The 20476-nt window shown below is 71.0% G+C and carries 19 protein-coding genes; 9 read left to right on the top strand and 10 right to left on the bottom strand.

The window, feature by feature from the left end:
- Positions 1 to 102: 102 nt before the first annotated feature.
- Both chpH and ACYUED_RS08895 read left to right on the top strand, forming a co-directional pair.
- Positions 103 to 336, top strand: a complete 234-nt coding sequence (gene chpH, locus ACYUED_RS08900; protein ID WP_061921333.1) for a chaplin ChpH — start codon at positions 103 to 105, stop codon at positions 334 to 336.
- A 142-nt stretch (positions 337 to 478) separates the two neighbouring features.
- Entirely contained in the window at positions 479 to 1285 is an 807-nt protein-coding gene (locus ACYUED_RS08895) for a chaplin (RefSeq protein WP_491291729.1), read from the top strand.
- 110 nt (positions 1286 to 1395) lie between these two features.
- On the opposite strand, the gene ACYUED_RS08890 is transcribed toward ACYUED_RS08895, so the two are convergent.
- Entirely contained in the window at positions 1396 to 1584 is a 189-nt protein-coding gene (locus ACYUED_RS08890; protein ID WP_007380901.1) for a DUF5703 family protein, read from the bottom strand.
- Between the two features lie 47 nt (positions 1585 to 1631).
- Between ACYUED_RS08890 and ACYUED_RS08885 the strand changes: the two genes are divergently transcribed.
- Positions 1632 to 2333, top strand: coding sequence for a hypothetical protein (locus ACYUED_RS08885; RefSeq protein WP_491291728.1), 702 nt, complete (start codon positions 1632 to 1634; stop codon positions 2331 to 2333).
- A gap of 109 nt (positions 2334 to 2442) precedes the next feature.
- Here the strand turns inward: ACYUED_RS08885 and ACYUED_RS08880 are convergent, their stop codons facing one another.
- Both ACYUED_RS08880 and ACYUED_RS08875 read right to left on the bottom strand, forming a co-directional pair.
- Positions 2443 to 4641 carry a helix-hairpin-helix domain-containing protein gene (locus tag ACYUED_RS08880; protein WP_491291727.1) on the bottom strand — a complete coding sequence of 733 codons (2199 nt, stop codon included), beginning with the start codon at positions 4639 to 4641 and terminating at the stop codon, positions 2443 to 2445.
- Entirely contained in the window at positions 4638 to 5624 is a 987-nt protein-coding gene (locus tag ACYUED_RS08875) for an aldo/keto reductase (RefSeq protein WP_491291726.1), read from the bottom strand. The genes ACYUED_RS08880 and ACYUED_RS08875 overlap by 4 nt, the downstream gene beginning before the upstream one ends.
- A 111-nt stretch (positions 5625 to 5735) precedes the next feature.
- Between ACYUED_RS08875 and ACYUED_RS08870 the strand changes: the two genes are divergently transcribed.
- Positions 5736 to 6791 carry an LLM class F420-dependent oxidoreductase gene (locus ACYUED_RS08870; protein WP_491291725.1) on the top strand — a complete coding sequence of 352 codons (1056 nt, stop codon included), beginning with the start codon at positions 5736 to 5738 and terminating at the stop codon, positions 6789 to 6791.
- Between the two features lie 255 nt (positions 6792 to 7046).
- A complete protein-coding gene (locus ACYUED_RS08865) occupies positions 7047 to 7835 on the top strand; it encodes a ferritin-like domain-containing protein (protein WP_491291724.1) in 789 nt (262 codons plus the stop codon).
- A gap of 1 nt (position 7836) precedes the next feature.
- Here the strand turns inward: ACYUED_RS08865 and corA are convergent, their stop codons facing one another.
- Positions 7837 to 8835, bottom strand: a complete 999-nt coding sequence (gene corA / locus ACYUED_RS08860; RefSeq protein ID WP_491291723.1) for a magnesium/cobalt transporter CorA — start codon at positions 8833 to 8835, stop codon at positions 7837 to 7839.
- Between the two features lie 62 nt (positions 8836 to 8897).
- On the opposite strand from corA, the gene ACYUED_RS08855 reads away from it, so the two are divergent.
- The 4 genes from ACYUED_RS08855 to mshC all read left to right on the top strand — a co-directional run bounded on the left by ACYUED_RS08855 (position 8898) and on the right by mshC (position 12382).
- Complete coding sequence (locus ACYUED_RS08855; RefSeq protein WP_491291722.1) at positions 8898 to 9584, top strand: histidine phosphatase family protein; 687 nt, start codon at positions 8898 to 8900, stop codon at positions 9582 to 9584.
- 69 nt (positions 9585 to 9653) lie between these two features.
- Positions 9654 to 10244: a DUF3090 domain-containing protein gene (locus ACYUED_RS08850; protein ID WP_491291721.1), complete on the top strand. Its 591-nt coding sequence runs from the start codon at positions 9654 to 9656 to the stop codon at positions 10242 to 10244.
- Positions 10208 to 11035: an SCO1664 family protein gene (locus ACYUED_RS08845; RefSeq protein ID WP_491291720.1), complete on the top strand. Its 828-nt coding sequence runs from the start codon at positions 10208 to 10210 to the stop codon at positions 11033 to 11035. The genes ACYUED_RS08850 and ACYUED_RS08845 overlap by 37 nt, the downstream gene beginning before the upstream one ends.
- A 117-nt stretch (positions 11036 to 11152) precedes the next feature.
- Positions 11153 to 12382, top strand: a complete 1230-nt coding sequence (gene mshC, locus ACYUED_RS08840) for a cysteine--1-D-myo-inosityl 2-amino-2-deoxy-alpha-D-glucopyranoside ligase (RefSeq protein ID WP_491291719.1) — start codon at positions 11153 to 11155, stop codon at positions 12380 to 12382.
- Positions 12383 to 12467: 85 nt separating this feature from the next.
- Here mshC and ACYUED_RS08835 read toward each other — a convergent pair whose 3' ends face one another.
- From ACYUED_RS08835 to glpK, 6 genes are all read right to left on the bottom strand, one after another.
- Entirely contained in the window at positions 12468 to 13043 is a 576-nt protein-coding gene (locus ACYUED_RS08835; RefSeq protein WP_491291718.1) for a hypothetical protein, read from the bottom strand.
- Positions 13044 to 13077: 34 nt separating this feature from the next.
- On the bottom strand, positions 13078 to 14802 hold the full coding sequence (locus ACYUED_RS08830) for a S8 family peptidase (protein WP_491291717.1): 1725 nt from the start codon (positions 14800 to 14802) through the stop codon (positions 13078 to 13080).
- A 272-nt stretch (positions 14803 to 15074) separates the two neighbouring features.
- Positions 15075 to 16055: a PAC2 family protein gene (locus ACYUED_RS08825; RefSeq protein ID WP_266678319.1), complete on the bottom strand. Its 981-nt coding sequence runs from the start codon at positions 16053 to 16055 to the stop codon at positions 15075 to 15077.
- Between the two features lie 162 nt (positions 16056 to 16217).
- On the bottom strand, positions 16218 to 16889 hold the full coding sequence (locus ACYUED_RS08820; protein ID WP_491291716.1) for a FadR/GntR family transcriptional regulator: 672 nt from the start codon (positions 16887 to 16889) through the stop codon (positions 16218 to 16220).
- 302 nt (positions 16890 to 17191) lie between these two features.
- On the bottom strand, positions 17192 to 18808 hold the full coding sequence (locus tag ACYUED_RS08815; protein ID WP_491291715.1) for a glycerol-3-phosphate dehydrogenase/oxidase: 1617 nt from the start codon (positions 18806 to 18808) through the stop codon (positions 17192 to 17194).
- A 51-nt stretch (positions 18809 to 18859) separates the two neighbouring features.
- On the bottom strand, positions 18860 to 20401 hold the full coding sequence (glpK, locus tag ACYUED_RS08810; protein ID WP_491291714.1) for a glycerol kinase GlpK: 1542 nt from the start codon (positions 20399 to 20401) through the stop codon (positions 18860 to 18862).
- Positions 20402 to 20476: the final 75 nt, after the last annotated feature.

Genomic DNA, 20476 nt, shown 5'->3' with positions numbered 1-20476 from the left:
GAAGAGTGAATGCGACCATAAGCTCGTAGCTCGATTACTCCCTCCTCGTTACAGCTCATGTGATCCGCTACTTGGGATCGCATTTGCCAACAAGGAGGAATAATGATCAAGAAGGTCGTCGCCGCTGCGGCTGCCACTGGTGGTCTGGTTCTCGCGGGTGCGGGCCTGGCCGTCGCCGACTCGGGTGCTCAGGGTGCCGCGGTGCACTCCCCGGGCATCGTTTCCGGCAACGTCGTTCAGGTGCCGGTTCACGTCCCGGTGAACGTCTGCGGCAACACGGTCTCCGTGATCGGGCTGCTGAACCCCGCCTTCGGCAACACCTGCATCAACAAGTGACGTCGACCCGCTGAGGGTCGTTCACGCCCGTCGGCTCCGGAGCGCGTCCCATGCGCTCCGGGGCCGACCGGCCTTTGTCGCGGATTTCTTCGTGGGATCCGCGGTATTCCAGGTCAGGATAGAAGGCAGGGAGAATTCAGCAATGCGACAGGTCACCCGCAAGGGCCTGATGACCGTGGCGGCCGCGACCGGCGTGCTCGCGGCAGCGGGCGGCTACGCCCACGCCGACTCGGGCGCGAGCGGTTCCAGTTCGGGCTCGCCCGGCGTGCTGTCCGGCAACACCGTGCAGGCTCCGGTGGATGTGCCGGTGAACGTCTGCGGCAACACGGTCAACGTCATCGGGATCCTCAACCCGGCGATCGGCAACGACTGTGCCAACAAGGGCGGAGGCGCGTCCGGCGGACACGGCTCGGGCCATGGCTCGGGCCATGGCGGTTCCGGCGGGTCCCAGGCAGGCGGGCACGCCGGCGACTCACCCGGTGTCGGCTCGGGCAACCACGTCCAGGTGCCGGTCGACGTGCCGGTGAACGTCTGCGGCAACAGCGTCAATGTCGTGGGCATCGGCAATGCCGCCAAGGGCAACGACTGCGCCAACGGCGGAGGTTCGGGCAGCGGACACACCACGCCTCCGGGCGGAGGTCACGAGACGACGCCGCCCGGCAACCCCGGGCACCCGGGCAATCCGGGCCACCCGAGCCACCCGGGCAACCCCACGGAGCCCGGTCACCCCGGCACCCCGAGCACGCCGCCCAGCACGGGCGGCAAGACGCCGGGCGGCTCCTCGCACGCCAACCACCCGGGCGCCCAGTCGGCGGTCACTCAGCCCCAGGGCACCGCACAGCTCGCGCACACCGGCAGTGACATGCCGCTGGGTGTCGTGCTCCCGGTGGGCGCGGGTGCGCTGCTCGCGGGAGCGGTCATGTACCGCAAGGCGCGCGCTTCGGTCTGAACCGGCGCATTGCCATGAACACCGCGTACCTCTGCGCCGGTGCGCAGAACGGAGCGGGCCCCGCCTGGTGGGGCCCGCTCCGTTTCGGTCGTTTCCGTCCTCGCCTCAGCTCACCACGTGGCGCGAACCTGGCGGATGATCCGCCGACGCAGCCGCACCCTGCGGCTGCCGTCGCGCATCAGGCTCAGACGGTCCAACTCCCAGTGTCCGTACTCGGCATGGTCCGTCAGCAGACGAGTGGCGTCCTTGCGGGAGACCCCGCGCGGCACATACACGTCGACAAATTCGTATTCCGGCATCGCATCTATTCTGCGGGCTGGGGCCCGGTACGGATAGCGTCTGCACTATGTCTGATGCTGCGCAGCCCACCGCTGCCGAGGTACGAGCCGCCGCCGAGGCGGTCAAGACCGCGCTCGACCGCCACCTGGCCGCGGTCGAACGCAGGTCCGGGGAGGACGACCCGGCCGTCTACGAAGCGTTCAACGAGCTGGCCGCGGCCGCCGAGACCTACGACGAGCTGCTCTACGACCGCTACGACGAGGTCACGCCCTTCGAGATCCCCGGTGCGGAAGACTCGCTCCCGCCGTACACGGGCCCCGAGGAACCGAACGCACTGAGCGTGCTCATCCGCCGTGACTACGCCGTGGCGGAGCCGCACCGGCTGCTGGCACAGGCCCAGCGGGTGGAAGCCGTGGACGACGACGGGCGCGGGGCGGAGGCCTCCGCGACGGTGCACGGGGCGCTGGGCATCCTGTTCGGCGAGTTCGAACCGGACGAGATCGCCTCGCGGCACAAGGAGTTCGGGCTGGAGGAGGGCGACTCCACGCTCTGGGTGACGGCCACGGACGAACCGGCCGAGCCCGGCGAGTGGCTGGAGACGCCGTTCGACCAGATCGATCCGCAGCGGGTGGTCTGCCGCTTCGACGTCAGCGCGGTCTTCGACGACGAGATCGACGACGTCCGTCTCTCCGGCCTGGACGACGACCTGGACCCGGACCTGGACGGCGAGGAGGACCTGGAGCCGCTGGACGCCGATCGCAGACGCTGAGTGCCGGCGTACGTCGGCCGAGACGGGCCAGGACGTACGTACGGCCGAGACGGCGGCGGTCCCGGGGCGAGAAGCCCGGGGCCGCCGCCGTCGCCGTTCGGTGGTGGAATCAGCCGACGGCAGGCACCTGGGTCGCCAGCAGGAGCGGCAGGCGGGTGGTGCGCGGCTTCGCCGGGACCTCGGCCACGGCCCGGGGGAGTGCCTGCTCCACGCCGTGCACCACGGACAGATGGCGGTCCGCCCGGCCGAACGAGGTGTAGATCCACGGCCGGCTCAGGGACTGCGCCGCGTCCCCGGGCAGCACCACGACCACCGCGGGCCACCGGCCGCCCACCGCCTGGTGCGCGGTCAGCGCCCACCCGTGCCGCACGGACTGCTCCACCCGCTCCTTCGGTACGACGACGGGATCGCCGGAGCACGACAGGTGCAGTCCGTCGGCGTCGGCGTTCACCACGCTGCCCGGCACTGTGCGGCCCGGAGCGGGGGAGTAGGCGATCCGGTCGCCGGGGTCGAAGCCGCCGAAGCGGCCGGGGCCGGGGTTGAGGCGTTCCTTGAGCGCCGCGTTGAGCGCGCGGGTGCCCGCAGCGCCGCCGTGGCCCGGGGTGATCACCACGGTCTCCTCGGGCGGGATGCCGATCGCCCGTGGCACCGAGTCCGCGACGAGCTGCACGGTCCGGTGCACGGCCTCGCCCGCGTCCCGCACGGGGACGATGACGACTTCCTTGCCGGGCGCCTCGACCTGGGTGAGTTCTCCGATTCCGATCCCGGACACCAGCTCACCCAGCGGACCCGGGTCCGGCCGCCGGGAGGCGACCCGGGGACAGACCTGTGCGCCCAGCAGATCGGCGAACACCCGGCCCGGCCCGGCCGACCACAGCACCGCCGGGTCACCGGCCAGCACCAGCCGGGCCCCGTCGGGGAGCGACTCGATGAGCAGCGCGCCCGTCTCGACGTCCAGCTGAGGCGCGTCGAGCACGACGAGCAGGTCGAGATCCAGCGCACCGTCGACCTCCCGCCCAGGACCCTCGGCACCCGAGAGCAGACCGGCGACGGTGACGACCGACAGGGCACTCGCCTCGGTGTCCGGTCCGGCCCCCGACGCCGCGAACCGGTCCCGGCCGGTGGGGGTGTGCGTGGCGGCCCAGGTGCGCAGGCCGAGGGCGGCCGCCGCCCGGAGCAGTGCCGCCGGTTCGGCCCGGGACGCCTCGCCTCCGGTGTGCAGCACCAGGCCGTGGCCCGCGACCGCGCGGACGAGTTCGGCGGTGGAGCCCTGTGCGGAGGCGGCGGCGCGCTCCCAGGCCTCGGCCGAACCGTCGTCCTTCGGCACCGAGTTGACCAGGCGGGCCAGGCCGTCCGCCAGGCTCTCCTCGGCGAGTGCATACCGCTCCAGGCCGACCAGGACCCGCACCGGGAGTTCCTCGGCCTCCTCGCCCTCATCGGCCTGCGCGTTCGCCTCCGGGGCCGGCGCGGTCGGGTCGAGTGCGTCCTGGAAGACCAGCGCCTCGCCCTCGGCGACGGCACTCTGTACGGCCGCGTCGGCATCGGGCACACCGCGCTGGGCCAGCGCCGCGGTGAGAGCCGGCATCTCCAGGGCCGTGTGTCCGGCGAGGGCCGCCTGCTCCAGTAGCCACCCGGTCAGCGCCCGCCCCCGCCGCTCGTCGTCCGGCCCGCACTCCGCACCGAGCAGCGCCCGCGCGAAGCCGTCGGCCTGCTCGGGCCGTACGCCGCCGACCCGCAGCAACGACCAGGGATCCGCCCGCAGGACGTCGTCCGCACCTTCGCCGAGGGCGGCGGCGGCCTGCGGGGCCAGCGTGTCCGGTGCGCCGCCGTCGGCCAGCGCCCGCCGTACCGCGTCGACCGCCTCCGGCGCGGGTGCCCCGGCTGTCGCGGCCGTCAGCGGTGTCCGTGGTGTCTGCGGCTGCCGCGCAGGCTCGGGCGCGGCGCGCCGAGGAGTGGGCTCGGGATCGCTGAAGACGGTGGCCACGGGCTGCTCGCCGCTCTCCACCGCACGTACGGCGGCGAGCAGATCGGCGGCCTTCCCGCTGAGCTTCGTCCCGGCGTCGATCGGTCCCGCCTTCTCGGACTTGCGCCGCTCGATCCGCTCCCGCTCCAACCGCTGGGCGGCCAACTCGGCCTCGGCCTCGGACAACTGACCGCCGGACCCGCCGTCACCGCCCGCGACGGCAGCCGCGGCCTCCCCCTCGCCGCCGACACCGTCTCCCGTGCCCACGGTGCCGGGTTCCGCCGCGGCCGGGTGGGTAGTGTCGTCCGGTTCGCCGCTCTCCGTGGTCTCGGGGTCCGTGCTCACAGCGTGCTCCAGTCGTGATCGGGATAGCGGTGCACGGGCGCCGACACGTCGTCGAGAGCCCGGCAGATCTCGTCAGGAAGACTAAGGGCCTCCACTGACAATGCCGCCGTGAGCTGCTGCGAGTTGCGCGCGCCGACGATCGGGGCGGCCACACCCGGTCGGTCGCGGAGCCAGGCGAGGGCGACCTGGAGCGGCGTCACCGCGAGTCCGTCCGCCGCGGTCTGCACCGCCTCCACGATGTGGCCGGCCGTGTCGTCGAGGTACGGCGCGACGAAGGGCGCCAGATGGTCCGAGGCGCCGCGCGAGTCGGGGGGCATGGCGTCGGCACGGTACTTGCCCGTCAGGACTCCTCGGCCCAGCGGCGAGGACGGCAGCAGGCCGATGCCGAGGTCCAGTGCGGCCGGCAGCACCTCGCGCTCCACGCCGCGCTGCAGCAGCGAGTACTCCACCTGCGTGCCCGCCAGCCGGGTCCGGGTGCCGGGTGCCGCGAGCTGCCAGGTCGCCGCCTTGGCGAGCTGCCAGCCACAGAAGTTGGAGACGCCGGCATAGCGGGCGCGACCGCTGCTGACCGCCATGTCGAGGGCCTGGAGTGTCTCCTCCAGCGGGGTGTACGGGTCGAAGGCGTGGATGTGCCAGATGTCGACGTGGTCCGTGCCCAGCCGGGTGAGTGAGGCGTCCAGCGCGGAGAGCAGGTGCCCGCGCGAGCCGTCGACGCGGCGGTCCGGGTCCGGGATGCTGCCTGCCTTGGTCGAGATCACCAGGTCCCGGCGCGGGACCAGGCCTTCTATGAGGCGTCCCAGCAGATACTCGGCCTCGCCGTCGCCGTACACGTCCGCGGTGTCGACGAGGCTTCCTCCGGCCTCCCAGAACGTCTTCAAGAGGTCCGCGGCGTCGTGCTCGTCGGTGTCCCTGCCCCAGGTGAGGGTGCCGAGTCCGATACGGGACACGCGAAGGCCGGTGCGGCCGAGATACCTCTGCTCCATGAACGCCGACACTACTGGCCTGCACCAGTGGCGTGGGGGCCTGTGGACAACCAGTTTCCACACGCTAGGGTCTCCCGAACAGGGACGTTACTGATCGGTAAGGGGATCGGCATGCAGCTCGGGATCAACCTCGGCTACTGGGGTGCCGGAATGGACGGGGACAACCTCGCCGTCGCCAAGGAGGCCGACCGGCTCGGGTACGCGGTGTGCTGGGCCGCCGAGGCCTACGGATCGGACGCGGCCACCGTGCTCAGCTGGGTCGCGGCCCAGACCGAACGCATCGACGTCGGCTCCGCCATCTTCCAGATCCCGGCCCGCCAGCCGGCAATGACCGCGATGACCGCAGCCACCCTCGACTCGCTCTCCGGCGGCCGCTTCCGCCTCGGCCTCGGTGTCTCCGGGCCCCAGGTCTCCGAGGGCTGGTACGGCGTCAAGTTCGACAAGCCGCTGGCCCGCACGCGTGAGTACGTCGAGATCGTGCGCAGGGCGATGACGCGCGAGCGGCTGTCGTACGACGGCGAGCACTGGACGCTGCCGCTGCCCGGCGGCCCCGGCAAGCCGATCAAGCTGACCGTGCACCCGCAGCGCGAGCACATCCCGCTGTACATCGCCGCGATCGGCCCGAAGAACCTCGAACAGACCGGTGAGATCGCCGACGGCGCCCTGCTGATCTTCCCCTCCGCCGAGCACCTGGAGGACACCACGATCAAGTACCTGCGCGCCGGGCGCGAGAAGGCGGGCAAGACCCTCGACGGCTTCGACGTCTGCCCGACGCTCCCGCTTGCCCTGGGCGAGGACAAGGACGTGTCCACGCTCGCCGACGCCTTCCGTCCCTACACCGCGCTGTACGTCGGTGGCATGGGCAGTGCCAAGCAGAACTTCTACAACCAGCTTGCCCAGCGCATGGGGTTCGAGGCCGCGGCCGCCGAGGTCCAGGAGAAGTACCTGTCCGGCGACAAGCAGGGCGCCGCGGCCGCCGTTCCGCGCGACCTGATCGACAAGACGACGCTGCTCGGCTCCGTGGACCGCATCGCGGACCGGATGAAGGAGTACGCGGCGGCCGGAGTCACCACCCTGAGCCTCAACCCCGCCGGATTCACGCTCGACGAGCGGATCGCCTCGCTCCGCGCCGGCACCGAGGCCCTGGAGCGCGCCGGACTGGCCTGACACAGGTCACGTACGCGGGCTGGAATGTCTGCGGCCGTGGTGGGGGCTCGGGGGTCTTCCCCGCCACGGCCGTCACGGGGAACAACGCGCCCGAGCCCGTGCGGTTACGCCCCCGATGTGACCCCGTGGGTCCTCCTTTTGGCGGAGTTGTCGGACACAGCTGTTGCAACACCTCCAAAGCCGCATTTGACTCGTTCTTTGCGGATCCGGCGGAATCCGGCGGAAATCTGCGAGTCTTGCAGAGAGGTGCCCACGATGATTTCGGCAAAGAGCCTGTTCCAGGAGATCCTCGACGACGACGACTCCTTCGCGCTGTTCTGCTCCATCGCGGCCAGCGGGGAGTCACAGGGCGGGTGGGAGAACGCCCGCATCGCCACGCTCGTACCGGAGGGCGAACGCGCGCTCGCTCCCAAGATCACCCGGCACGGCGCGGACGAGGACAAACACGGCCGGATCTTCAACGCCCTGATGAGGAAGCGTGGGCTCGATCCCGTTCCCGTACCGCCCGAGACGGACTACACGATGCTCCTGGAGAAGCACGGCATCGGCCTCGCCCACGAGAAGCTCAGGAGCGAAGAGGCGCTCACCGTGCAGGACATCGTCACCTACCTCGCACACAGCCGGGTCACCGAACAGCGCGCCTGCGAGCAGATGGAACTCCTGCGCAGGTACTTCGCCGACCACCCCGACATCGGGCGCGCGGTGAAGATGATCTCGAAGGACGAGGACAACCACCTGGCCTACTGCCACGAGGAGTTGCTGCGCTTCGCGTACGCAGGACACGGCCGGGCGATCCAGCAGACGCTGCGCGAGTGCGCGCTCGCCGAGATCCGCGTCTACCGGGACGTCAGCCTCGCCGTCATGGACCACATGGGACGCATCCTCGGCTGGCCGAGGGCCAAGTCGGCGGTGCTCGCCGCCGGTATCCACGCCGTCTACGCCTACGAGCGGGCCGCGGGCTGGCGGCGGATGGTGAGCCTGCGGATGCCCGAGCGCCGCGACGCACTCGGCGGATCCGCCACGGCCGCGCCCGAGTTCGCCTGACCTACAGCCATCCCCGGCGCTTGAGCAGCCTGAAGAGCAGCACTTCGAGAACGGCCATCGCCAGGACCACCGCCGGGTAGGACACGGTCCAGTGCAGCTCGGGCATGTGGTCGAAGTTCATGCCGTAGATCCCCGCGATCATCGTGGGCACCGCGGCCATGGCCGCCCACGCGGAGATCTTCCGCATATCGTCGTTCTGCCGGACGCTCATCTGCGCGAGATGCGCCGACAGCACGTCCGAGACCAGCCGGTCCAGGCCCTCCACGGACTCGTTCACGCGCGTGAGGTGGTCGCTGACGTCCCGGAAGAAGGGCCGTGCCTTCTCGTGCACGAAGGGCACCCGCCCGCTGAGGAAACCGCCGCCCCCGAGGCGGTCCAGCGGCTGTGCCAGCGGGCCCGTGGCCCTGCGGAACTCCAGGATCTGACGCTTGAAGGAGTAGATGCGGGACGCCGTGTGCCGCGAGCCCCCGCCGGTCGGCGAGAACACCTCCGCCTCCAGTTCCTCCAGGTCGGTGCTCAGCTCGGCCGCCACCTCCAGGTAGTGGTCGACCACGGCGTCGGCGATCGAGTACAGCACCGCCGTGGGCCCGTGCCGGAGCATCTCGGGCTCCTCCTCGAGCCGTTGCCGCACGGCCGCGAGCGGCGCCTCCTCTCCGTGCCGCACGGTCACCACGAACGAGTCGCCGATGAAGACCATGACCTCGCCGGAGGTGACGATGTCGCTCTCCCTCTCGTACCCGACCGGCTTGAGGACCATGAACAGCGAGTCGTCGTACACCTCGAGCTTGGGGCGTTGATGCGCGGTGAGGGCGTCCTCGACGGCCAGCGAGTGCAGCCCGAACTCCTCGGTGACCCGCTCGAACTCCTTCTCCGTCGGCTCGTACAGGCCGATCCAGACGAAGGCGTCCCGTCCCCGACGGCACTGCTCCAGGGCATCGGAGAAGTCCTCGGGCCCCTCCGTGCGGCGCCCGTTCCGGTAGATGGCACAGTCGACGATCACGGAGCGTATTCTCCCGCCGTCCGCCCGTGGACGCACCCGGGCGTGCGCCTACCCTTGGCCGCATGCCCACGCTGATCCTGGTCCGGCACGGACGTTCCACCGCCAACACCGAGGGCGTGCTCGCCGGCTGGACGCCCGGTGTCGCGCTCGACGAGCGCGGCGCCGCGCAGGCCGCCGCGCTGCCCGGACGGCTCGCCGGGCTGCCGATCCGCGAGGTCGTCAGCAGCCCGCTGCAGCGCTGCCAGGAGACGGTGCGACCGCTCCTGGACGCCCGTCCCGAGCTGACCGCCCACAGCGACGAACGGATCGGCGAGGCCCACTACGGCGACTGGTCCGGCCGCAAGCTCGCCGAGCTCGCGGACGAGCCGCTGATGCAGGTCGTTCAGGCGCACCCCTCCGCCGCCGCGTTCCCCGGCGGCGAGTCGATGCGCGCGATGCAGACCCGCGCCGCCGAAGCCGTACGTGAGTGGAACGCGCGCGTGGAGCGCGACCACGGCGCCGACGCCGTGTACCTCATGTGCTCGCACGGCGACGTCATCAAGTCTCTTGTCGCGGACGCACTTGGACTTCATCTCGACCTCTTCCAGAGGATTTCCGTAGAACCGTGTTCCATCACCGCCATCCGTTACACACGCCTGAGGCCGTTCCTCGTGCGTCTCGGTGACACCGGCGATTTCACGTCCCTGGTGCCGCGCGAGGAGCCCCCGGCCGAGGACGCCACGGTCGGGGGCGGTGCGGGCGCACCGTGATCGTCGGGCGCAGTAGGGTGAAGCGGTCGCAGTAGCCCCGCACCCATCCACGAATCCAGGAGACAGGACGTGTCCCGTCAGGTGTTCCTCTTCGACCCCCCGGACCGCTTCGTGGCCGGTACGGTCGGTATGCCCGGACGCCGTACGTTCTTCCTCCAGGCCATCGCAGGCCCCCGTGTGACCAGCGTGGCCCTGGAGAAGACACAGGTCGCCGCCCTTGCCGAGCGCATGGACGAACTGCTCGACGAGGTCGTACGGCGCAGTGGCGGCAGCGCCGCCGTCCCGGCCGTGGCCTCCACCGAGATCTCCGACACGGACCCGCTGGACACCCCCGTCGAGGAGGAGTTCCGGGTCGGCACCATGGCCCTCGCCTGGGACGGCGAGGAACAGCGCATGATCGTCGAGGCGCAGGCCCTCGTGGAGCTGGAGGCCGACTCCGAGGAGGACCTCGCCGAGGCCGAGGAACGCCTCCTCCAGGACGAGGAGAACGGGCCCCCGATGCTGCGGGTCCGGCTGACCGGCGTGCAGGCGAGAGCCTTCGCCAAGCGCGCCCTCGACGTCGTCAACGCCGGGCGGCCGCCGTGCCCGCTGTGCAGCCTCCCGCTCGACCCGGAAGGACACGTATGTCCGCGCCAGAACGGATACCGCCGCGGAGCGTGACGCCCGTCGAACTGCTCACCAGCGGCGAGCTCACCGTGCGCGGCCGTATCCGCGAGGCGTCCAACGCCGCGCTGTACTGCACGATCTCCCATGAGGGCCGGGAGGTTGCCTGCATCTACAAGCCAGTCGCCGGAGAGCGGCCCCTGTGGGACTTCCCCGACGGCAACCTCGCCCGGCGCGAGGTGGCCGCCCACGAGGTCTCCGAGGCGACCGGCTGGGGGCTCGTCCCGCCCACCGTGCTGCGGGAGGGGCCGTACGGCGAGGGGATGGTCCAGCTGTGGATCGAGGTGTCCGCCGAAGGGGACGCGCCGGAGCTGCTCGCCCTGGTGGACGGTGAGGAGCCCGAGCCGGGCTGGAAGGCGATCGGCCTCGCGGAGGTCGGGGAGGGGCGGACGGCGCTGCTGGTGCACGCCGACGACGAGCGGCTGCGCCGGCTCGCCGTGCTCGACGCCGTGATCAACAACGCGGACCGCAAGGGCGGCCACCTGCTGCCGACGGCCGAGGGCCGGCTCTACGCGATCGACCACGGGGTGACCTTCAACACCGAGAACAAGCTCAGGACGCTGCTGTGGGGGTGGGCGGGGGAGCCGCTGACGCCCGAGGCGGTCGACGTCCTCAAGGGCCTCCAGGAAGCCCTGGGGGAGCAGGGAGCGCTGGCCGGCCGGCTCTCCGCGCTGATCACCGACACCGAACTCGACGCCACGCGCGCACGTGTCGCCGTACTCCTTCGGACCGGCAGGCACCCGGAGCCGAGCGGGGAGTGGCCGGCCATTCCGTGGCCGCCCGTTTAGCAGCACGCTGTCCGGTACCGCACCAGCACACCGGCCGGGAACACACAAGACCGCCTTACCGGCCATCCGGCCCGGTCCGGTTCGTATACGGAACATCCGTCCGGTTAGGCTCATGACATGCATGCCTGGCCCGCTTCCGAGGTCCCCGCCCTGCCTGGTCAGGGCCGCGACCTGAGGATCCACGACACCGCGACCGGCGGTTCGGTCCCCCTGGACCCCGGTCCCGTCGCCCGTATCTACGTCTGCGGCATCACGCCGTACGACGCGACCCACATCGGTCACGCGGCGACCTACAACGCGTTCGACCTCGTTCAGCGCGTGTGGCTCGACACCAAGCGGCAGGTTCACTACGTCCAGAACGTGACCGACGTCGACGATCCGCTGCTGGAGCGGGCGCACCGTGACGGCATCGACTGGGTCGCCCTCGCCGAGCAGCAGACGGCCCTGTTCCGCGAGGACATGACCGCCCTGCGGATGCTGCCCCCGCAGCAGTACATCGGCGCGGTCGAGGCGATACCCGGCATCGTGCCGCTCGTCGAACGGCTGCGTGACGCCGGTGCCGCCTACGAACTCGAGGGCGACATCTACTTCTCCGTCGAGTCCGACCCCGACTTCGGCAAGGTCTCGGGCCTCGACGCGGCCGCCATGCGGCTGCTGTCCGCCGAGCGCGGCGGCGACCCCGAGCGTCCGGGCAAGAAGAACCCCCTCGACCCGATGCTGTGGATGGCCGCCCGCGAGGGCGAGCCCAGCTGGGACGGCGGCTCGCTCGGCCGTGGCCGGCCCGGCTGGCACATCGAGTGCGTCGCCATTGCCCTGGACCACCTCGGCATGGGCTTCGACGTGCAGGGCGGCGGCTCCGACCTCGTCTTCCCGCATCACGAGATGGGCGCTTCGCACGCCCAGGTGCTGACCGGCGAGTTCCCCATGGCCAAGGCGTACGTCCACGCCGGCATGGTCGCCCTCGACGGCGAGAAGATGTCCAAGTCCAAGGGCAACCTGGTCTTCGTGTCGAAGCTGCGGCGCGACGGCGTGGACCCGGCCGCGATACGGCTGGCACTGCTCGCCCACCACTACCGGTCGGACTGGGAGTGGACGGACCAGGTCCTCCAGGACGCCGTGGCCCGCCTCGGCCGCTGGCGCGCCGCCGTGTCCCGGCCCGACGGGCCGCCCGCCGATGCCCTCGTCGACGAGGTCCGCGAGGCCCTCGCCGACGACCTGGACGCCCCGGCCGCGCTCGCCGCGGTCGACCGCTGGGTCGCGCGGCAGGACGCCGAGGGCGGCAGCGACATCGGCGCGCCCGGTGTCGTATCGCGGGCTGTGGACGCGCTGTTGGGCGTCGCCCTGTAGTCACTGCCGTCGCAGGCACGGAAAGGGGCGCTTCCTTTGCCGAGGAAGCGCCCCTTCGTGGTGCGCGCCGTCATTCAGGCAGCGGTCAGACCCGCTGGATGCGGACGCTGCGCAGGACGTTCGGCGAGTTGGAGTCCCAGACGCCGATCACCTGGTGGCCGAAGGCGAAGGCCTCCTGGATCTGCTGGTGGATCTGCGGGGTCGGGTTGTTGAGGATCCGGAACTGGTTGTTGATGCGCAGGAAGATCTGCTGCGGCTGGCCCGGGAGCGGCTGGACGATGTCGACGAAGCCGTTCGCCACACCGGCGGCGAGCGCCTGCTGCTGTGCCTGCTGAACGACCTGCTGGATCACGGCCTGCGCGAGCTGCTGAAGCTGCTGCTGGGTCTGCTGCTCCTGTTGCTGTGCCTGCTGGTCCAGCTGCTGCTGACCGTGAGGTTGCTGCTGGCCCTGACCGAGCTGGTGCAGCAGCTGCTGGAACGGCTGCTGCTGGCCGAGCTGCTGCAGCTGCTCCATCGAACCGCCCATCCCCACGGGCTGCTGCTGTCCGAAGCCCTGCTGCTGCCCGAACGGCTGCTGCTGGTACTGCTGGTAGGGCGACGTGCTCGGGAACTGCTGGCCTTGCTGCTGTCCCAGTTGGCTCATCTGCGGGGTGGTGCTCATGCGTGTGCCACCTTCCCTTGATGGTTGGGATGCGTCAGCCCGTGACGACCAGGCCGACGATCTCGTCGTCCGAGAACCACACTCGGACGTCGGGCCGTCCCCCCGCGAAGGCGGAGTGCACCGCCTGGCGGATCTCGGGGGACGGATGGTTCAGGTTCCGCCAGGCGCCCGCCACGAACAGCCGGAGCCTCGGCGGGAGTTCGCGCGGATACGGCAACAGCTCGTCCCAGTACCGTTCGGCCTGGCCCGAGCCGACCGCCTGCGGCAGCAGATGGGTGACCGCCGCCTTGATGTCGGGCCGGTTGCCGATCCGCTGCGAGGCGGGCCGGCCCGGCGCGTCCTGCTGCGGGGAACCCGTGGCCCGCAGCACCGCGCGGGCACGCTCCGGGGACATCGGTTGCTGGGCTGCCGCCTTGAGCATGCCCTGCAGCGCGGCCACCGCGCCGACCACCACGGGGGAGGCCGAGGAGGTCCCGGAGAACGTGTCCGTGTACCAGGCGATCTCCTCGGGCCCGCCCTGCAGATCGCCGGGCTTGTCCCAGAAGCCGCCGGTGGTCGTGACCTCGCGTCCCCAGCCCTGCGCGTCCACGCGGGCACCGTAGTTGGAGAACGCCAGCCTCGACCGGTCCGGGCCGTGGTCGCGGCCGTGCGTGCCGGGCGGCGGTGCGCCCGCGCCGACCAGGACGGCTCCGGATGACTGGTTGGAGGGATTGAACGGGTTGCGCCACGACTGGGGGAATTCGTCGGGGCGGCGCTCGTAGGCCGCGTCGTCCAGCGATTCGCCGCCGTTGCCGGCCGCCTCGACGACGAGGACGCCCTTGGCGGTGGCGTACCGGATGGCCGCGAAGTCGTCCGGCCACCACTCGACCGCGACATAGCCGCGCTGGTCGTCGCGCTCGGCGTACTCGAACCGCGGTCCGGGGCGGTGGAGTTCGATCAGTACGACGTCGCCGGGGCCGAGCCGGTCGGCCGCCGCGTGGATCGCGGCCGCCGTGCCGATGCCCTGGAAGGACGCGGCGGCGGTCACCGCCTCGGGCACGATGCCGTTGACGCCGTACTCGCCCCGGTCGCCGCCGATCACGCCGATCACGGCGGTGCCGTGGTTGCGCCAGGCGAGGTCGGTCAGCGGGGTGCCGACCACGACGCCGGCCAGCTTGGCGGCCAGGTCCTCATGGCCCAACTGCCAGGCGCCCTCGACGTCGATGACCGTCACCCCCTGACCGGACCCGCCGGGCCGCTGCCACGCCCAGTGGGCGTCGATCCCCTCGGGCGCCGGGGCCAGATAGCCCTGGCGGCTGCTGAAGTCGGGGGTGACCGGGGCGCCTTCCTTCAGGCGGCGGTCGTCGTCGGCCACCGTCGCGGGAACGGCGCCCGGTTTCACGTACGCCGTGTCGATCCCCGGCAGGGCGGCGATCCGCGACCGCAGCTCCTGGGCGCGGCTCTCCCCGCCCCGCACCCGGTAGAACAGCGCGAGGTCGGGCACGTTCTGGTCGCTCGGCGTGGCGGAGGTCTGCTGGAGCCGGTCCTCGCTGCCGAACAGCGGCTGCAGTACGAGCTGTTCGTCGCTGAGGAACATGGTGAGTGCGGAGACATCGGCACCGGCCGCCGAACGGACGCCCTCGGTGCGGGCGCGCAGCCGGGTCTCGGCACTGGCGACGACGATCAGTTCCTGCTCGGCTCCTCGATAGGTGAATCCCGCTCCGTCGGGTCCGGGACCACCGGCCCCGGGGCCCTGTGCCGGCTGTACCTGGTCGCTCATCGGTACCGCTCCCTTCGGTTCGGTCCGTGCGGGTGCGCCGTCGCTGCACAACCAAGCACGCGCGCGCCGAGGCGTCCAGAGTGTTTTCACCAACTCGGTTTGATACAAGTTGAATTGGGTAACGTGTGCAATCCGGCCGGAAGTAGATGTCACGCCGCAATCCGGCCAAAGGTGCCGATCTTCAAGCGCGTCGGCGCGGCCGTGCGGGCAGCACACGCCGGCCTCCGGGCAGCAAGAAGGGCGGTGCGCCCGGCGCACCGCCCTTCACTCGCTCACTCCTCCGGGGACTCGTCGTCCTCCGGATCCGGTTTGGGTGGCTTCGGTGGTTTCGTACGGCCGCCGGGGTTGTCCCGCCGGTACGACGGGCCGTCACTGCCGTCCGCGGTCGCGTGCCCGCCGCTCGACGGACCCGACCCGTCCCGGCGCCGCAGATACCGCTCGAACTCGCGGGCGATCGCCTCGCCCGTCGCCTCCGGCAGCTCCGCCGTGTCCCGGGCCTCCTCCAGCGTCTGGACGTACTCGGCGACCTCGCTGTCCTCGGCGGCCAGCTGGTCCACGCCCACCTGCCAGGCGCGCGCGTCCTCGGGCAGCTCGCCCAGCGGGATGCGCACGTCGATCAGGTCCTCCAGGCGGTTGAGCAGGGCCAGCGTCGCCTTCGGGTTCGGCGGCTGCGACACGTAGTGCGGCACCGCTGCCCACAGAGAGACGGCCGGGACGCCCGCGTGCGTGCAGGCCTCCTGCAGGACGCCGACGATGCCCGTCGGGCCCTCGTACTTGGTCTCCTCCAGGTCCATGCGCTGCGCCAGGTCCGCGTCGGACGTGGTGCCGCTGATCGGGACCGGACGCGTGTGCGGGGTGTCGCCCAGCAGGGCGCCCAGCACCACCACCAGCTCCACGCCCAGCTCGTGCGCGAAGCCCAGCAGCTCGTTGCAGAACGAGCGCCACCGCATCGACGGCTCGATACCCCGGACGAGGACGAGATCGCGCGGCTTCTCACCGCCGACGCGGACCACCGACAACCTTGTCGTCGGCCACGTGATCTTGCGCACGCCGCCGTCCATCCACACCGTGGGGCGGTTCACCTGGAAGTCGTAGTAGTCCTCGGCGTCCAGCGCCGCGAACACCTCGCCCTTCCACTCCCTGTCCAGGTGCGCGACCGCGGTGGAGGCGGCGTCGCCGGCATCGTTCCAGCCCTCGAACGCGGCCACCATGACCGGGTCGATCAGCTCGGGAACCCCCTCGAGCTCGATCACCCAGGCCTCCTTCCGACGTGCCCTCGCTTGACCACCCAACCTTACGGCGTGCGGCGGGGGCGCCCGCAGCCCCCTTGCACGGGGGAGTGAACGCATCACTGCCCCGTTCGCCACCTCTGAACACCCTTGGCCGTCCGAGCCGTACCCCGGGTGCCCGGGCCCTCAGAGCGTGGAGCGAAGCCACTGCTCCACGCTCGCGATGTGCACCGTCGCCCAGGACCGGGCGGCCTCCGCGTCCCGGTCGCGCAGTGCGGCCAGGATCGCCCGGTGCTCGTGCAGGGTGCGGCTGACCGCGTCCTCCTGGGTCAGGCCGCGCCAGATACGGGCCCGGGTGGTCGGCCCCGACAGGCCGTCCATGAGCGAGCAGAGCACCGAGTTGCCGGAGCTCTGCACGATGCCCCGGTGGAAGTCGAGGTCGCAGGCGACGAGTTCCTCCACCGACGGTGCGTCCCCCAGCTTGTCCAACTGGGCCGAGAGCGCGCCCAGTTGCTGCTCACTGATCCGGGAGGCCGCCATCGCCGTGGCGGCCGGCTCCAGGATGCGCCGCACCGCCAGGAACTCAAGGACCGTGTCGTCGCGGTGGAAGTCCACGACGAAGCTCATCGCCTCCAGCAGCAACTGCGGGTCGAGGCTGGTCACATACGTGCCGTCGCCCTGCCGTACGTCCAGGATCCGGATCAGCGACAGGGCGCGCACGGCCTCCCGCAGGGAGTTGCGGGAGAGGCCGAGTTCGGCGGCCAGCTCGCTCTCCTTGGGCAGCCGGTCGCCGGGGCGCAGCGCGCCGGAGACGATCATTCCCTTGATTTTCTCGATCGCCTCGTCGGTGACTGCCATGGCCGGCCTCCCTGCCGTTCAGACCTGTCGTTCAGACATCCGATGTCTCAGGCCATTATGGAGGTTCCCAGCGGTTCGGTGGGCTGAACGGGGCACCGAATGCTCAGCTCAGGGCGAGAATCTCCAGGTCGGAGAATACGGCGGCCTGAGGGGTAAGGGTCTGTATCCCCGATACACCGGCATGCGGAAAGGGGCGGCTCCGTCGGCATGGAGGCGCCCCTCTCCGCGGATCCGGTCCCCAGGGGAGAGGGGCCGTTCACCGGTCGTGCCGGCCCTGGTCAGGGAGGGGGCCGGCGCGAGGTCTACTTCTTGTCGAGCAGGTCCTGGACCTTCGCGCGGACGTCGTCCGTCGCCAGACCCCGGATGGTCAGCGTCGTACGGCGGCGCAGCACGTCGTCAGGCGTCTCGGCCCACTCGTTGTCCCGGGCGTAGACGACCTGCGCCCAGATCTCCGGGGCGTCGGGGTGGACGCGCTCGGCCAGCTCCGGGTTGTCGTTGGCCAGACGGGCGATGTCGAAGGCCAGCGAACCGTAGTGCGTGGCAAGGTGCTTGGCGGTGTCGGCGGCCATGCGCGGACCCGGCGCGGGGTGGTCGACCAGCAGCCGGTGCGCGACCGCGCGCGGGTTGGCGACGCCGGGAAGCGGCAGCTTCTTCGGCAGCGACGAGACCGGCTCGAAGTCGTCACCCAGCGGAGCGCCCGGCAGCGCCTCCAGCTTCTGCATGACCGTACGGCCGATGTGCCGGAAGGTCGTCCACTTGCCTCCCGCGACGGACAGCATCCCGGCACGGCCCTCCGTCACCACGGTCTCGCGCTTGGCCTTCGCCGTGTCGCCGGGGCCGCCCGGCAGCACGCGCAGACCCGCGAAGGAGTACGTGATGAGGTCACGCGACAGCTGCTGGTCGCGGACCGAGAACGCGGCCTCGTCCAGGATCTGGGATATGTCCTTCTCGTTGACCGCGACGTCCGCCGGGTCACCCTCGAACTCCTCGTCGGTCGTGCCGAGCAGCAGCATGTCCTCCCAGGGGAGGGCGAAGGTGATGCGGTACTTGTCGATCGGGGTCGCGAGCGCGGCCTTCCACGGCGACGTCCGCTTCAGGACCAGATGCGCGCCCTTCGACAGCCGGATCGACGGGGCGGCGTTCGGGTCCTCCATGCGACGCAGGTGGTCGACCCACGGGCCGGTCGCGTTGAGCACCAGCCGGGCGTTGACGCCGAACTCGTCGCCGCTGGTGCGGTCGCGCAGGTCGGCACCGGTCACCCGGCCCTTGGTGAACCGGAGCCCGGTCACCTCGGCGTGGTTCAGGACGACCGCGCCCGACTCGACGGCCGCACGGACCGTCATCAGCGCCATGCGCGCGTCGTTCATCTGGTCGTCGCCGTACACGGCGACGGCCTTGAGGTTCTCGGTGCGCAGCTCGGGCACGTCCTGCGCCGCCTTGGCGGGGGAGAGGAGGTGGCCGACACCGTCACCGAACGCGGAGAGCGCGGAGTAGGCGAAGACGCCCGCCCCGAGCTTCGCAGCGCCGTGCGGCCCGCCCTTGTACACGGGGAGGTAGAACGTGAGCGGGTTCGCCAGGTGGGGGGCCACCTGACGAGACACCGCACGGCGCTCGAAGTGGTTCTCCGCCACCAGCTTCACCGCGCCGGTCTGCAGGTAGCGCAGACCGCCGTGGAGCAGCTTGGAGGAGGCGGAAGAGGTGGCGCCGGCGAAGTCGCCGGCGTCGACCAGAGCCACCCTGAGGCCGGACTGCGCGGCGTGCCAGGCGGTGGAGATGCCCAGGATGCCGCCGCCGATCACGAGAAGGTCGAACGACGCCTTGGAGAGCTGCTCCCGGGTCTCGGCTCGGCTCGGGTTCGAGGCGGAGGCCGGGTGCGTACCCAGGGCAGGCACGGACTGCAGGGTGGACTGGCTGGTCATTTCGGGTTCTTACTCCTCATCAGAGCGTGCGAGAGCCGTCAGGAGCTCTCGTCAGCTCTCGTCGTCCTCGAGCCAGCCCATGGTCCGCTCGACGGCCTTGAGCCAGCTCTTGTACTCACGGTCGCGCTTCTCCGCGGCCATGTTGGGGGTCCACTCGGCGGCCCGGCGCCAGTTGGCACGCAGGTCGTCGGTGCTGGTCCAGAAGCCGACGGCGAGACCGGCGGCGTAAGCGGCACCGAGGCAGGTGGTCTCGGCGACCATCGGACGCACCACGGGCGCGTCCACGAAGTCCGAGAGCGTCTGCATCAGCAGGTTGTTGGAGGTCATACCGCCGTCGACCTTGATCGCCGCGAGCTCGACGCCGGAGTCCTTCGTCATGGCGTCGGTGATCTCACGGGTCTGCCAGGCCGTGGCCTCCAGGACGGCGCGCGCGAGGTGCGCCTTGGTGACGTACCGGGTGAGGCCGGCGATCACACCGCGGGCGTCGGAGCGCCAGTACGGGGCGAACAGACCGGAGAAGGCCGGCACGAAGTAGGCGCCGCCGTTGTCCTCGACCGTGAGCGCGAGGGTCTCGATCTCGGCGGCGGTGGAGATCAGGCCCATCTGGTCCCGCATCCACTGCACCAGCGAACCGGTGACGGCGATCGAGCCCTCCAGGGCGTAGACCGCCTTCTCCTCACCGATGCGGTAGCCGACCGTGGTCAGCAGGCCGTTGTACGAGTTGACCGGCTTGTGACCGGTGTTCATCAGCAGGAAGGTGCCGGTGCCGTACGTCGACTTGGCCTCGCCCTCCGCGAAACAGGTCTGGCCGAACAGGGCCGCCTGCTGGTCGCCGAGCGCGGAGGCGACCGGGATGCCACCGAGCAGGTCGCCCAGCTTGCCGCCGCTGATCTCGCCGTACACCTCGGCGGAGGAGCGGATCTCCGGCAGCATCGCCAGCGGGACGCCGATGGACTCGGCGATCTTGTCGTCCCACTCCATGGTGTGCAGGTTCATCAGCATGGTGCGGGAGGCGTTGGTGACGTCGGTGACGTGCCGGCCGCCGTTGACACCGCCGGTCAGGTTCCAGATGACCCAGCTGTCCATGGTGCCGAAGAGGATGTCGCCCGCCTCGGCGCGCTCGCGCAGCCCCTCGACGTTGTCGAGCAGCCAGCGGGCCTTGGGGCCCGCGAAGTACGAGGCCAGCGGGAGGCCGGTCTCGCGGCGGAAGCGGTCCTGGCCGACGTTGCGGCCGAGCTCCTTGCACAGGGCGTCGGTGCGGGTGTCCTGCCAGACGATGGCGTTGTGGACGGGCTCACCGGTGTTCTTGTCCCAGAGCAGCGTGGTCTCACGCTGGTTGGTGATGCCGATGGCCTTGATGTCGTCACGGGTGATGCCGGCCTTCTGGACGGCTCCGGCGACGACCTCCTGGACGTTCGTCCAGATCTCGTTGGCGTCGTGCTCGACCCAGCCCGGCTTCGGGAAGATCTGCTCGTGCTCCTTCTGGTCGACGGAGACGATACGGCCGTCCCGGTCGAAGACGATGCAGCGGCTGGAGGTGGTGCCCTGGTCGATCGCGGCGATGAAGGGGCCGGCGGTGTGCGCGTCGGTCACTGTGTGCTCCTGGAGTTCCGTGGATGTGTGGCTGTCTGTACGGCGCGGTGCTGTTTAAGTGCGGTGAAGCCCGGT

Source organism: Streptomyces sp. DF42, from assembly GCF_058267695.1.
The sequence above is the reverse complement of the archived record's forward strand: the minus strand, read 5'-3'. Positions and strand labels throughout refer to the sequence as shown.